The sequence below is a fragment of the Sphingomonas sp. genome, assembly GCF_035317925.1.
GTDB lineage: Bacteria > Pseudomonadota > Alphaproteobacteria > Sphingomonadales > Sphingomonadaceae > Sphingomonas_I.
In genome coordinates, this window is record NZ_DATHFV010000143.1 from 1 (window position 1) to 13,311 (window position 13,311).

Sequence of the window (13,311 nt, forward strand, 5' to 3'; positions counted from 1 at the left end):
GCATCATCATCACCTGCTGCGCCACCCCGTTCCAGCGCGCGCCGCCGCGCAGTCCCTTCGCCAGCCAGCTTTCCTCCGCCAGCCCCATCATCTGCGCCCTGGGATCGTCGATGCCCGGGCAATAGGGTTTGATCTCGTCATTGCAGGGCTGGTCTGTGCGGAATTGGCGCGTGTCGAGGAAATGCATGTCGACCAGGTCGCCATAACGCGCCCGCCGATACATCTGGATGTCGGGGCCGTTCGGCAGCGCGGTGGCCCGCACCGGGCTATGTTCGAACCAGGCCTGATAGGCAGCGGCGCGGCGGAAGGCGAACAGATCTGGCGGGGTCAGATGCTTGTCGGTCAGGCCCGCATAATTGTCCTGCACCTCATGATCGTCGAACGTCACCCACCACGCGCAGCTCGCATGCGCCGCCTGCAGATCGAGGTCGCTCTTATATTGGGCGTAGCGGCGGCGATAATCGTCGAGGCTGTAGCATTCGCCGCCGACATGCGCGCGCGGGTGCGAATCCTGGCCAATCGGATTGCCGCGGCCCTCGTAAATATAGTCGCCGTAATGGAAGATGAAATCGAGGTCGGGTTCTTCGGCGATATGACGGTAGGCGGTGTAGAAGCCCGCCTCGTAATTCTGGCAACCGACCACGCCGAGCCGCAACCGGTCGAGCTTCGACCCGAAGGCCGGCGCCGTACGCGCCATGCCACGGGCGCTTCTTTCGCTGCCGATCGTGAAACGATACCAATAAGGCCGCGCCGGCTGGAGCCCGGCGACCTCGACATGGACCGAATGGGCCAGTTCGGGCCGCGCGAGCGCCTGGCCCTTCGCGACGATCGTCTTGAAGCCGTGATCGGCGGCGACTTCCCAGTCGACCGCGACATTGCCCATGGGCATGCCGCCATGCGGCTCCAGCGGAGCGGGCGCGAGCCGCGTCCAGATCACGAAGCCATCGGGTGCCGGATCGCCCGCCGCGACGCCGAGCGTGAACGGATAGGCCGTGAACAATTGCTGCGCGCGCAGGATCGCTGGAGCGCCGATGCTCATCCCTGCCAGGGCACCGACGAACGTTCTGCGATCCATGTCTTTCTCCTCAGGCGGCGGCGAGCAGCCTCTGTGCCTGGGCGCGCGCCTCGTCGGTGATTTCCGCGCCCGACAACATCCGGGCAATCTCTTCCTGCCGCTCAATTGCGTCGAGCCTGTGAATGCCCGTGCGCGCGACCAGCCCGTCCGATCTTTTCTGGATCAGCCAGTGGCGGTCGGCGCGCGCCGCCACCTGCGGGCTGTGCGTCACGACCAGGATCTGCGCGCGCCGGGCGAGCCGCGCGAGCCGTTCGCCGATCGCGGCGGCGACCGCGCCGCCGACGCCGCGATCGACCTCGTCGAAGATCATCGTCCCCGCGCCACCTTCCTCCGCCAGCGCGACCTTGAGCGCGAGGATGAAGCGCGACAATTCGCCGCCGCTGGCGATCCTGAGCATCGGCGCGAACGGCGCGCCGGGATTGGTCGAGACCTCGAACTCGATCCGATCCCTGCCGGCCGCGCTCCAGCTTGTTTCCGGCAGCGCCTCGATCATCGTGCGGAAGCGGGCCGTATCCAGCTTGAGCGGCACCAGTTCGCCCGCGACCGCCATATCCAGGCGGGCCGCCGCCGCCGTGCGCGCCGCCGACAGCGCGTCTGCCGCGGCCAGATAATCCGCGCGCGCCGCCGCCAATTCCGCTTCCAGCGCGGCCAGGCCCTCGCCGCCCGCCTCGATCCGGGCAAGCCGCGCACCCAGTTCCTCGGCCAAAGCGGCGAGCGCATCCGGCTCGACCCGATGCTTGCGCGCCAGCGCGCGCAGATCGAACAGGCGCAATTCCATCGCGTCGAGCCGCGCCGGATCGAACGCGAACGCCGCGCGCGCTTCGGCCAGCCGGTCTTCGGCTTCGGATGCTTCGATCACCGCGCGGTCGATCGCCGCCAGCGCCTGCGCGAGCGTCTCATGTTCGGGCGCGAGCCGGTCGAGCCGGCGCGCCGCCTGGCGCAATTGGGCCAGCCCGCCGTCCGATCCTTCGATCAAAGCGGCCGCCGTCGCCAGATCGTCGGAAAGCCGTGCCCCTTTCTGCATCGCCGCGCGCGCCTCGGCGAGCGTCGCCTCCTCGCCGGGCTCGGGTGCGGCGGCTTTCAGTTCGGCGACCGCATGCTCCAGCCATTCGCGATCGCGCGCGGCGTTCTCAAGATCGGCGGCGGCGGTCGCCAGCGCATCCTCCGCCGCGCGCCAGTGGGCATGCGCCGTGGATGCGGCGGCGGTATCGATTCGGCCGAAGGCGTCGAGCAAGGCGCGATGCCCGCGCGCGTTGAGCAGCCCGCGATCGTCATGCTGGCCGTGGATTTCGACCAGAGCCGCACCCAGCGTCCGCAGCAGCCCCGCCGAGGCCGGCTGATCGTTGACGAAGGCGCGGCTGCCGCCGTCGGCGCGTACCGAACGGCGGATGACGAGCGGTTCGCCCGCTTCGATCGCAAGGTCGTTCTCGGCGAGCAACGCCAGCGTGGCGTGGCCGACAGGAAGCTCAAAGGTTGCGGCGACGCTTGCCTGCACCGCGCCCTGGCGGACCAGCCCGGTATCCGCGCGCACGCCCAGCGCAAGGCCGAGCGCATCGAGCAGGATCGATTTGCCGGCGCCGGTTTCGCCGGTGAGCACGCCAAGGCCCGATCCGAATTCGAGGTCGAGCGCCTCGATCAGAACCACGTCGCGGATGGCGAGGCCGGTGAGCATCGTCCCATCTTTAGCCGAGGCCGACGCCGGTTGAACAGCGCTGGTGACCCGTGCATGATTCGTCCGAAGGGGAGACGGAACCATGCTGCAGGCGGCGATGATGATGGCGGTTGCGCTGGCGGGCGCGGAGGTCGGCGCGCCGCCGCCATTCCATGCTTTGCCCCATGGCAGCCAGATGCTCTACCTCGACACCACGCCCGGCCATTATTCGATGTGGCAGACGCACGATCTGGACGGCGTCAACGCGGTCCGGGCGCACTTTCGCGTCCGCCTGATTGGCCAGGACAAGAAGTGGATCGGCGCGTTCAATTTCAGCCTCGAGCGGGACGATCGCCTCGTCCGTGTGTCGATAACCGGCATTGCGGGCAAACCGGTGCTGGTCGTGCAGATGCAGGACGGCAAGGCCAGCGCGCCCAAGGAGGATCCGCAGCCCGGCGCGATGTGGATCGACGAGGAGGCTGACCTCGCGATCGACTGGGATCAGAGCGGCCATGCGACCTTCTGGATCAAGAGCACGGATCCCAATGCGCCCTTGGCGCAGGCTCTTGCGATGACGCTGGATCTCGGCGGCGCGCCGACCACATTCTCGATCTCCGGCTCGACCGGCGAACTCGAGGTGATGTCGCTGGCGCTGGGGCACTCCGGCTAAAGCCGAAGCGCCCCAGCTGCCTTATTGGCCCGGTGGCAACGGCCCGTAAGGCGCGCCGATGCGATCGGGATGCGCCGCCTTCCACACCATCGCCCGGTGCACGCGCCGTTCGACCGAGGGATGATCGTAGAACAGGATCTCCTCGAGCTTGCCCGGCGACGATGCGCGATACGCGATCGTCTTGACCAAAGCCTTGGCCAGCCCGTCGGGCTGGTGCGCGTTGGCGAGCGAGAAGCGGTCGGCATCCGATTCGGCGGTGCGCGTCATCGTCGTGCTGAGCGGCGTCGCCAGCAGGCTGAGCACCGAGAAGATGATGATCACCACCGGCAGGCCCGCCGGATCGGACAGCGCCCCGATCCCGTCCGTACCGGGGATCCGCGCCAAAGCGGGCTGATAGAGCCGGTCGATCAGCCAGAAGCAGGCCACCGCCATCAGCGACAGGCCGGCCGCGAACCACAGGATGTGCTTGTGGACATAATGGCCCATCTCATGGCCAACCACGCCGAGCACTTCGGACATGTCGGCATTCTGCTTGAACATCGTGTCGCTCATCGCGACCCGCGCCGTACCGAACAGGCCGGCGACATTGGCGGTGTAGCGATCCGACTGCTTCGAGCCGTTGTAGATCAGGATCTTGTCGTGCGGCACGCCGGTCGCCTCGGCCAGCTTGACCACCTCGCTCCGCACCGGGCCATCGGGCGCGGGCGTATAGGTGTTGAACAAGGGCTCGATGAAGATCGGGGTGATCACCACCAGCAGGATCACGCCCGCGACCGCCACGCCCGACGCCCACAGCCACCAACTGCGCGGCACCCGCCGGACCAATGTGTAAAGCGCGAGCAGGAACAGGGTGGTGACGATCAGCGAGATCGGCAGCGCCTTGGCGGCGTCGCCGAACCAGGTCCCGATCGATTCGGAGCTGAGCTGATAGCTGCGCTCGCGCCACCAGGACGTGTAGATGCTCCAGGGCAGCTCGATCAGCCAGTCGAGCAGCACGAAGCTCACGGCGATCGCGATCACCGTCCGCTTGGGCCGATCGCCGTTGGGATTGAGGCGGTCACGCAGGCGGCGGAGGATGCCGCTCCGCAGGATCAGCCAGGCCGCCGCGACCGTGACGAGGCACGACCATAACAACAGCCATTCGCCGCCATGCGTGTAAGCGGTCGCCTTGGCGTGCGCCGCGGGCGACAAGGTCGCCATATAGGCCGCGGTCGCCGCGGCCGGATCGAAATGCGTCATCCCCTCGCCTCCCCTTTTGCCGGAGGCGGGCGGGCGTCAGGCCTTGGCCTTCTTGCCCTTCTTGGCCGAAATCGCCGGCACCCCGCCTTCGTTCTTCTGGATCAGGGTATAGGCCCGCATATACCAATCGGTACCCGGGAAATTGGCGCCGAGCACGGCGGCCGATTTGCGCGCCTCCTCGGGCACGCCCAGCTCCAGATAGGATTCGGTCAGCCGCAGCAAGGCTTCGGGCACGTGGCTGGTTGTCTGATAGGTGTCGACCACCTTGCGGAAGCGATAGATCGACGCGAGCCATTCGCTGCGGCGCTGATAGAAACGGCCGATATCCATCTCGCGGCCGGCGAGGTGATCGTTGATCAGATCGACCTTGAGGCGCGCGTCGGAGGCATAGGCGGTGTCGGGATAACGGCGGATCAGATCGCCCATCGCGTCCAGCGCTTCCTGGCTGGTCTTCTGGTCGCGATTCACGTCGTTGATCTGTTCGTAATAATCGACCGCCACCAGATACATGGCGTAGGGCGCGTCCTTGTTGCCCGGATGGATCGACAGGAAGCGGTTCGCCGCGTCGATCGATTCGGGATAATCCTGCGCCAGATAATGGCTGAACGCGCTCATCAGCTCGGCGCGGCGCGCCCACACCGAATAAGGATGCTGGCGCTCGACTTCGTCGAACAAAAGCGCCGCGATCTTGTAGCGCTTCTTGTCGAGCTGGTTCTTGGCCGCGTTGTACAGCGTCTCCACGTCGCGCGCGACGTAGCGGTTATTTTCCTTGCTCTGCTTCTTGGCGGAATCCGCCGCGTGCGCGGCCGGAGCGGTGACGAGCAGGGCGGACACGAGGCTCGCGGCAAGCGCGGAGCGAAGACGGGACAAGCGCATAGAGGCGACCCTTTAGACCAGCACCCGAGGCGCGTGAAGTATTATGAGGCGGGACGATACGGAGGCGAAGCTTGCCCGCAGATGAAGCAGGCGGCCGCTCAGCCCACCCGCTCCGCCCTGGACGACGGGCCGCCTTTTCCCTTCTGCTCGGTGAGCTTCGGGGCCAGACCCAGCGAGATCAGCAGCGAACTCGACACATAGATCGAGCTGTAGGTGCCGACCACCACGCCCAGCATCATCGCGGCGGTGAAGCCGCGCAGCACCGGGCCGCCGAAGATCAGGAGCGAAGTCAGCGCGATCAGGATCGTGAGCGAGGTCATGACCGTACGCGGCAGCGTCTCGTTGACCGAAAGATCGATCAAGGCGCGCATGTCCATCTGGCGATATTTGCGCATATTCTCGCGGATGCGGTCGTCGATCACGATCTTGTCGTTGATCGAATAGCCGATCACGGTGAGCACCGCCGCGACGATGTTGAGATCGAAGTCGAACCGGAACAGCGCGAAAAAGCCCAATGTCACCAGCACGTCGTGCACGATCGCGACGAAGGTCGAAACGCCGAACTGCCATTCGTAGCGGATCCACGAGAAGACCGCGATACCGGTCACGGCCAGGAACACCGCGAGCAAGCCGTTACGAATCAGTTCGTCCGATACCTTGCCCGACACGGTTTCGGCCCGATTGAAGATCACACCTGGATATTTGGCAGCGAGCGCGCCCTGTACGCTCTTCACCAGCCGGTTGGTCGCGCCTTCGTCGGTCGCCGCAGGCAAGGGCAAACGGATCGAATATGTATTGGCGTTGCCGAAGGTCGACAGCGACGCCTCACCGACGTGCAGTCGATCGATATCGCTTCGCAGCGTATTTTCGCCCGGCGGTGTCTGGAAGTGCGCCTCGATCATCACGCCGCCCTTGAAGTCGACGCCGAAATTGAGGCCGCGCACACCGACCAATACGGCTGCCGCTATGGTGAGCAACGCCGTCAGCCCGAACGCCCACTTGCGCAGGCGGACGAAGCCGATGTTGGTGTTGTCGGGGATGAGCTTGAGCAGGCGCATCAGATGTGGATCTCCGTGGGCCGATTGCGTTTGATCCATCCGGCGGTCAGCATGCGGGTGAAGGTGACGGCGGTGAAGACCGACGTGCAGATGCCGATCAGCAGCACAACCGCGAAGCCCTTGACCGGGCCCGAACCCAGCACGAGCATGATCAGGCCGGAAATGGCGTGGACCGTATTCGCCTCGAAGATCGTGCGGCTCGCTTCCTTGTAGCCGAGCTCGACCGACTGGACGATGCCGCGCCCCCGTCGCCGTTCTTCACGGATGCGTTCGTTGATCAGCACGTTAGCGTCGACCGCAGTGCCGATCGTCAGCACGAAACCGGCGATGCCGGGCAATGTCAAAGTCGCGTTGAGGATCGCCATTACCGCGAGGATGACGAAGATGTTCAGCACCACCGCCAGGTTCGCATAGACGCCGAAGCGGCCATAGGTGACGAGCATGAACACGATCACCGCGACGCTTGCGATCACCGACGCGATCACGCCCGCGTGGATCGAGGCCGCGCCGAGTTGCGGACCGACGGTGCGCTCTTCAATGAACTTAAGCGCAACCGGCAGCTTGCCCGAGCGGAGCGCGATCGCGAGCTGATTGGCGCTGTCGGTGGTGAAGCTGCCATGGATATTCGCGTTGCCGCCCAGGATCGGTTCGTCGATGCGTGGCGCCGACAGCACCTGGTTATCGAGAATCATCGCGAATTGCTTGCCGGTATTCTCCTGCGTCGCACGCGCGAACTTCTTGCCGCCCGACGCATTGAATTTCAGGCTGACCGCGGGCTGGCCGTTCTCGTCCTTGGACAATTCAGCGTTGATCAGATCGTCGCCCGATAGAATCGCGCGGCGGTTAACCGCGATATAGCGCGTGGGTGCATTGGCGGCCTCGCCCGGTTCCTTGACCATGGGCACGGCTTCGTCACCCGCGGGCGCGTGGCCGGCCGAGACCTGAGTCGGGTCGGCGCCCATATCGACCATCTTGAATTCGAGCTTGGCGGTCTTGCCAATCAGCGCCTTGAGGCCCGCCGGATCCTGGAAGCCCGGCACCTCAACAAGAATTCGGGTTGCGCCCTCGCGGACGATCGTCGGCTCCTTGGTGCCGAGCGCGTCGATGCGTTTGCGGACCACCTCGGTCGCGGTCTTCATCGCATTGTCGATGCTGGCCGCAGTGCCCGCCTGGGTCGGCGTCATTACGATCCGGGTCGAATCGACCACCGCAACATTCCAGTCGCGCTGGCCGGTATAGCCCGCCGCGGTGGTCTGCGCGCGGGCGCGTTCGACTGCCGCGTCGAGCTGGCTCACGTCGCGCACGAAGAAGGACAGGCTGCCGTTGGTGGTCGAAATGTCGCCGATATTGATCTTGGTATCGCCGCGCCGCATCTCGGTGCGGATCGTGTCCTCCATCTTCTGGAGGTTGTTCTTGGCGAGATCGGCGGTGTCCGCCTCGAGCAGCAAGTGGCTGCCGCCCGACAGATCGAGGCCGAGATTGATACGTGACACGCCGCCCAGGTGAAGGCGGTTGGCGGTGCTTTCGGGCATCAGGCTGGGGATGGCGAGCGCGACGCCGCTCAGCAGCACCAGCCAGATCCAGATTACCTTCCAGCGCGGGAAATCGAGCATGCGTCGATCAGTCGTTGGCGGGCGCGTTGAGCGGCCGAATCTCGGTCAGCGTCGCCTTGAGCGCGCGAACGCGGACATTCGGGCCAAGCTCCAGTTCGACTTCGTCGCCGTCGACCTTGATCACCTTGCCGATCAGGCCGCCGCCGGTGACGACGGTATCGCCCTTCTTGGCGGCATCGATCCGCGCGCGCTGTGCTTTCTGCGCCTTGCTCTGCGGACGCCAGACCAGCAGATAGAAGATGCCGATGATCAGCACCCACGGAATCGCCAGCGTCAGCAGCGAAGAGGGTCCGCCTGACGAGGCGGCGCCGGCGGCCTGGGCGTAAGCGGGCGATGCGAACATGTGAAAGGGCCCCGAAAATGCTGATGCGCCGCGCGGAAATCGCGTGTCGGCCGCAGGAGGCAGCGCGCCTATCACGGTGCGTCAGGAGGAGCAATGCCGCGCTTGCCAAGCCGGCCTGGGCTCTCTAGTGGGCCGGGCCTTGGTCGGGGCGTAGCGCAGCCTGGTAGCGCATCAGACTGGGGGTCTGAGGGTCGCAGGTTCGAATCCTGTCGCCCCGACCAGTTTCCTTCGAAATCGACGGAAGCCTTTTGAGGGTGCGCGGAGCGATCCGCGCGCCCTCAATGCTTATGCCGACGGAAACAAGGTCGGCGGATCGCCCACCTTCCACGCCGGCAATCGCACCATCGCCGCCGCGAACCGATCGGTGTCGAGCAGACCGCTCAGCCAGCGTCCGAGCGCGGGCAAGGGCTGCGCATCGAACCAGGGCCGGTCGATCTCGGCGAACTGGCGGACGAACGGCAGCAACGCGAAATCGGTGAGCATCGGCCGGTCGCCGCACAGATAGGCGCTGTCCATCAATCGCGCTTCAAGCGGTGCCAACAAAGCCAGCGCCAGCGCGCGGTGGTCACCGCTCTCATCGTAGCGTCCGGGATATTTGGCGCGGTCGAGATGATGTTTGAACGGGCCGTCATTGGCCGCGATCAGGTCCGCATCGTCGCCCTCCAGCCAATGGTCCGGATCGTTGCGGCCGAGCGCCCAGCGCATGATGTCGAGGCTCTCGTCGATTACCTGCCCGTCGGGAAGGACCAGCACCGGTACGGTCGCCTTGGGCGACGCCTCGATCAACGCCGCCGGCTTGTCGCGCAACACGACCTCGCGGATCTCGCAGACCGTGCCGCTCGCCAGCAACGCCATCCGCGCCCGCATCGCATAAGGGCAGCGGCGGAAGCTGTAGAGGATCGGCCTAGCGGGCGCGGGAATGGGTCGCGCCGACATGGGCCTCGCCACGCGCCTTCGCCAGCCGCGTCTGGCGTTCGCGTTCGGCATAGGAGGCGCGCTGTTCGTCGGTGCGTTCGTCATGGCAGGCGGGACAGCTCACGCCTTCGGCATAGAGCGGCGAGGCGCGGTCCTCGGGCGTCACCGGCATGCGGCAGGCATGGCACAATTCGCACGTGCCCGGCTCCAGCCCGTGCACGACGCTGACGCGCTGATCGAACACGAAGCATTCGCCTTCCCACCGGCTCTGCTCGGCCGGCACCGTCTCCAGATATTTGAGGATGCCGCCCTGCAGGTGATAGACATCCTCGACGCCCTCGCTCTTCAGGAAAGCGGTCGCTTTCTCGCAGCGTATGCCGCCGGTGCAGAACATCGCGACCTTGGGCGGCGAACCATCGCCGAGCAGGTCGGCGCGATGTTCGCGGAACCAGGCGGGGAAATCGCGGAACGTCTTGGTGCGCGGGTCGATCGCGCCGGCGAAGCTGCCGACCGCGACCTCATAATCGTTGCGCGTATCGATCAGGATCGTGCCCGGTTCGGCGATCAGCGCATTCCAGTCCGCGGGCGCGACATAGGTACCGGCATTGGCGAGCGGATCGATGTCGGGCTCGCCCATCGTCACGATCTCGCGCTTGATGCGCACCTTCATGCGGTGGAACGGGAGCGTCTCGGCGCGCGATTCCTTGACCTCCAATGCGGCGCAGCCGGGCAAGGCGCGGATATGGCCGAGCACCTTTTCGATCGCCGCGTCCGATCCGGCGATCGTCCCGTTGATCCCCTCCGCCGCGAGCAGCAGCGTACCCTTCACCCCATTCGCGCAGCACAGTTTAGCGAGCGGCCCTTGCAGAGCATCGCAATCGTCGAAGCGCGTAAAATGATAGAGCGCGACGATCCGGACCGGCGGGATCGAGGAAGGGTCAGCCTGCATCGCACCCACATAGGCGCTGGCCATTCAGTCCGCCATGCGGCGCTCTATAGGGAAAACACACCGTCCGGAATCGGTTGGTCGATAGCCACCGCGTCGGGCAGCAGGCGGTGCGCCACCTTGAGCATGTCGATCAGCGGCTTCTCTTCATCGGGCGGAACCGGCGCGACCATGTCGACCTTCGTGATCTGAAAGACGAAATCTGGGCTGCCCTTTTGGAACAGCGCCTTGCCATCAGCCAAGAGAAAGACAGCCTTGGCATCGCCTCTTTTTACTTCTGCCTCGCTCCATACAATTTTCGCCAGCAGCGCGCGCCCGACCGCGTCGTTCGCGTAGCTGGCACCGAAGAGCGCGAAGTTGCAGCCGGTATCATAGAGATTTGCTCGACCGCCATGATGGACGCCGCCTATGAAAACCGCATTGCGAACATCAACAACGCTGCCCGCTTTGCGCGCACTGTCATATGCCTTGCAGCGCATGTCTGCTGTGCTCGGTAGCGTCGTCTCCTTGTGACAGGATGCCAACGAGATCGCGAGCAACGTCAAAATCGGGAGCCGCAGCCTCACCTTAGCGCCGGCGCGCGGTCAGGAAATAATCGAGCGCCAGATTAGACGACAATACAAACCCCGTGCGCGGGTCAAAGGACAGACCGGTCGTGTCGACCACCTCCAGCCCATTTTGTTCGACCAGCGCGCTCAATTCACCCGGCGTCAGGAATTTGGTATGATCGTGCGTGCCCTTGGGCACCATCCCCAATCCCTCGCCGACCGTGATCAGCGCCAGCTTGGACAAGGGGGTGCGGTTGGGGGTGGAGAGGATCAATATGCCGTCCTCGGCCAGTGCCGCCGCCAGCCCCCCGATGAACGCGGCCGGATCGGCGACATGCTCGATCACTTCCATCGACACGACCAGGTCGAACCGCTCGGCCGTCAGATCCTCGACGCTGCCGGCACGATAGTCGATCGCCAGCCCCTGCCCGTCGGCATGAACCCGCGCGGCGGCGATATTCTCGGGCGCGGCATCCAGGCCGGTCGCCTGCGCGCCCAAACGCGCCAACGGTTCCGTCAAAAGCCCCGCGCCGCAGCCTACATCGAGCGCTTTCCGGCCCGCCAAAGGGCGTCTTTCGCGCGGATCGAGGCCCCAAATCGCGTCGATCTGCGCCCTTAAATAGCCCAGACGCGCCGGATTCAGCCGATGCAGCATCGCCGACGAGCCCTTGGGGTCCCACCAATCGGCGGCCAGCTTGCCGAAAAAAGCCGCTTCGGAGGGGTCGATGGTGGCGCCGGCGATCGTCATCCGCGCGCTTTACCAAGCAGGCCGGGACTGGGCGACCTGAAAGATTTCCTTGGCGTCCGCTTGCTTGCCTTGATCGGGCCGCGCCGCTAGCAGGCTGCCGAGCGCTCAAGCGCCTTTTCCCGCAATTTAATTACAAAGACCCGATACCCAATGGCACGCATCGTGATGAAGTTCGGCGGCACCTCGATGGCCGGAATCGAACGCATTCGGATCGTCGCCGCCCGCGTCAAGCACGAGGTCGAGCAGGGCAACGAGGTCGCGGTCGTCGTCTCGGCGATGGCGGGCGAGACCGACCGGCTCGTCAATTTCTGCCGCGAGGCGAGCCCGCTTTACGATCCGCGCGAATATGATGTGGTGGTGGCGTCGGGTGAGCAGGTGACGAGCGGGCTGCTCGCGATCACGTTGCAGTCGATGGGCGTCAACGCGCGCTCCTGGCTCGGCTGGCAATTGCCGATCGCGACGTCGGACGCGCATGCCTCCGCCCGCATCGCCACTATCGACAGCGACAAGATCGGCGAGGCGATGCGCGACGGCCAGGTCGCGGTTATCCCGGGCTTTCAGGGCGTGACCGACGACGGCCGCGTCTCGACGCTCGGCCGCGGCGGTTCGGACACGTCGGCGGTCGCAGTCGCGGCAGCGATGAAGGCGGATCGCTGCGATATCTATACCGATGTCGACGGCGTCTACACGACCGATCCGCGCATCGTCCCCAAGGCGCGCAAGCTCCAGTACGTCACCTACGAGGAGATGCTCGAGCTGGCCTCGGTCGGCGCCAAGGTGCTGCAGACGCGCTCGGTCGGGCTGGCGATGAAGGAGAAGGTCCGCGTCCAGGTCCTCTCCTCGTTCGACGCGCCCGGCAACGACCCTACCCCCGGCACGATGATCGTGGACGAAGACGAGATCGAAGGAAGCAAGATGGAACGCCAGCTCATCACCGGCATCGCGCACGACAAGAATGAAGCCAAGGTCACGCTGACGGCGGTGCCCGACCGGCCCGGCGCGGTCGCGAGCATCTTCATCCCGCTCGCGGACGCCAACATCAATGTCGACATGATCGTGCAGAACGTCGCGCATGATACCGGATCGACCGACGTGACCTTCACCGTGCCCGGCGCGGAGCTGACGCGCGCGCTCGACGTGCTCGGCAAGGCGCAGGACGAGATCGGCTACAAGCAGATCATCCACGACAACACCGTCGCCAAGATCTCGGTCGTCGGCGTCGGCATGCGCAGCCACGCGGGCGTCGCCGCGCAGATGTTCAAGGCGCTCGCCGATCGCGGCATCAACGTGCTTGCCATCACCACCAGCGAGATCAAGGTCTCGGTGCTGATCCACGAGGATTATACCGAGCTCGCGGTGCGCGTGCTGCACACCGCCTACGGGTTGGACGCGACCGACGACGCCGCCTGAGCTTCTCAAGCCCTCTCCCGCTTGCGGGAGAGGGTTGGGTGAGGGCCTTCTTCTTGCTACTGGCCGATCATGAACAGCAACAACGCCGAGCTGCGCTCGGCCCCTCACCCCAGCCCTCTCCCGCAAGCGGGAGAGGGAGCGAGCCACCCCCGTACCGATGCGCTGATGAAGCGCGGCGCCGAATTCCTCGGCACCAAATATGCGATTATGGCCGGCGCG

General features: G+C 65.5%; 13 protein-coding genes and 1 tRNA gene. 3 read left to right on the forward strand and 11 right to left on the reverse strand.

Annotated elements, in window-relative coordinates:
- A partial coding sequence (locus VK533_RS10830) for an alkaline phosphatase D family protein (protein ID WP_324377317.1) occupies window positions 1–1,075 on the reverse strand: 1,075 nt, incomplete at its 3' end.
- Window positions 1,076–1,085: 10 nt separating this feature from the next.
- On the reverse strand, window positions 1,086–2,747 hold the full coding sequence (recN, locus tag VK533_RS10835; protein WP_324377319.1) for a DNA repair protein RecN: 1,662 nt from the start codon (window positions 2,745–2,747) through the stop codon (window positions 1,086–1,088).
- A gap of 82 nt (window positions 2,748–2,829) precedes the next feature.
- On the opposite strand from recN, the gene VK533_RS10840 reads away from it, so the two are divergent.
- The gene (locus tag VK533_RS10840) at window positions 2,830–3,396 is read left to right on the forward strand and encodes a hypothetical protein (protein WP_324377321.1); all 567 of its coding nucleotides are present in this window, start codon (window positions 2,830–2,832) and stop codon (window positions 3,394–3,396) included.
- A 21-nt stretch (window positions 3,397–3,417) separates the two neighbouring features.
- On the opposite strand, the gene VK533_RS10845 is transcribed toward VK533_RS10840, so the two are convergent.
- The 5 genes from VK533_RS10845 to yajC all read right to left on the reverse strand — a co-directional run bounded on the left by VK533_RS10845 (window position 3,418) and on the right by yajC (window position 8,525).
- Window positions 3,418–4,635 (reverse strand): M48 family metallopeptidase, encoded by a 1,218-nt coding sequence (locus VK533_RS10845; protein WP_324377323.1) that lies wholly within the window; start codon window positions 4,633–4,635, stop codon window positions 3,418–3,420.
- Window positions 4,636–4,671: 36 nt separating this feature from the next.
- Window positions 4,672–5,511 carry an outer membrane protein assembly factor BamD gene (locus VK533_RS10850; RefSeq protein WP_324377325.1) on the reverse strand — a complete coding sequence of 280 codons (840 nt, stop codon included), beginning with the start codon at window positions 5,509–5,511 and terminating at the stop codon, window positions 4,672–4,674.
- Between the two features lie 98 nt (window positions 5,512–5,609).
- Window positions 5,610–6,569 (reverse strand): protein translocase subunit SecF, encoded by a 960-nt coding sequence (gene secF, locus VK533_RS10855; RefSeq protein ID WP_324377327.1) that lies wholly within the window; start codon window positions 6,567–6,569, stop codon window positions 5,610–5,612.
- Window positions 6,569–8,182 carry a protein translocase subunit SecD gene (secD, locus tag VK533_RS10860; RefSeq protein WP_324377329.1) on the reverse strand — a complete coding sequence of 538 codons (1,614 nt, stop codon included), beginning with the start codon at window positions 8,180–8,182 and terminating at the stop codon, window positions 6,569–6,571. Before secD ends, secF begins: the two co-directional genes overlap by 1 nt.
- 7 nt (window positions 8,183–8,189) lie before the next feature.
- On the reverse strand, window positions 8,190–8,525 hold the full coding sequence (gene yajC, locus VK533_RS10865; protein ID WP_324377331.1) for a preprotein translocase subunit YajC: 336 nt from the start codon (window positions 8,523–8,525) through the stop codon (window positions 8,190–8,192).
- Between the two features lie 144 nt (window positions 8,526–8,669).
- Between yajC and VK533_RS10870 the strand changes: the two genes are divergently transcribed.
- Window positions 8,670–8,746, forward strand: a tRNA-Pro gene (locus VK533_RS10870).
- A 64-nt stretch (window positions 8,747–8,810) separates the two neighbouring features.
- Here VK533_RS10870 and VK533_RS10875 read toward each other — a convergent pair.
- From VK533_RS10875 to ubiG, 4 genes are read right to left on the reverse strand one after another with little or no spacing between them, the layout of a single operon-like run.
- A complete protein-coding gene (locus VK533_RS10875; protein ID WP_324377333.1) occupies window positions 8,811–9,461 on the reverse strand; it encodes a glutathione S-transferase N-terminal domain-containing protein in 651 nt (216 codons plus the stop codon).
- Window positions 9,430–10,413, reverse strand: coding sequence for a rhodanese-related sulfurtransferase (locus VK533_RS10880; protein WP_324377335.1), 984 nt, complete (start codon window positions 10,411–10,413; stop codon window positions 9,430–9,432). Before VK533_RS10880 ends, VK533_RS10875 begins: the two co-directional genes overlap by 32 nt.
- Window positions 10,414–10,433: 20 nt before the next feature.
- A complete protein-coding gene (locus VK533_RS10885) occupies window positions 10,434–10,931 on the reverse strand; it encodes a hypothetical protein (protein ID WP_324377337.1) in 498 nt (165 codons plus the stop codon).
- Between the two features lie 22 nt (window positions 10,932–10,953).
- A complete protein-coding gene (ubiG, locus tag VK533_RS10890) occupies window positions 10,954–11,682 on the reverse strand; it encodes a bifunctional 2-polyprenyl-6-hydroxyphenol methylase/3-demethylubiquinol 3-O-methyltransferase UbiG (RefSeq protein WP_324377339.1) in 729 nt (242 codons plus the stop codon).
- Window positions 11,683–11,832: 150 nt separating this feature from the next.
- Here ubiG and VK533_RS10895 point away from each other — a divergent pair, with 150 nt between their 5' ends.
- On the forward strand, window positions 11,833–13,092 hold the full coding sequence (locus VK533_RS10895) for an aspartate kinase (RefSeq protein WP_324377341.1): 1,260 nt from the start codon (window positions 11,833–11,835) through the stop codon (window positions 13,090–13,092).
- Window positions 13,093–13,311 lie beyond the last annotated feature (219 nt).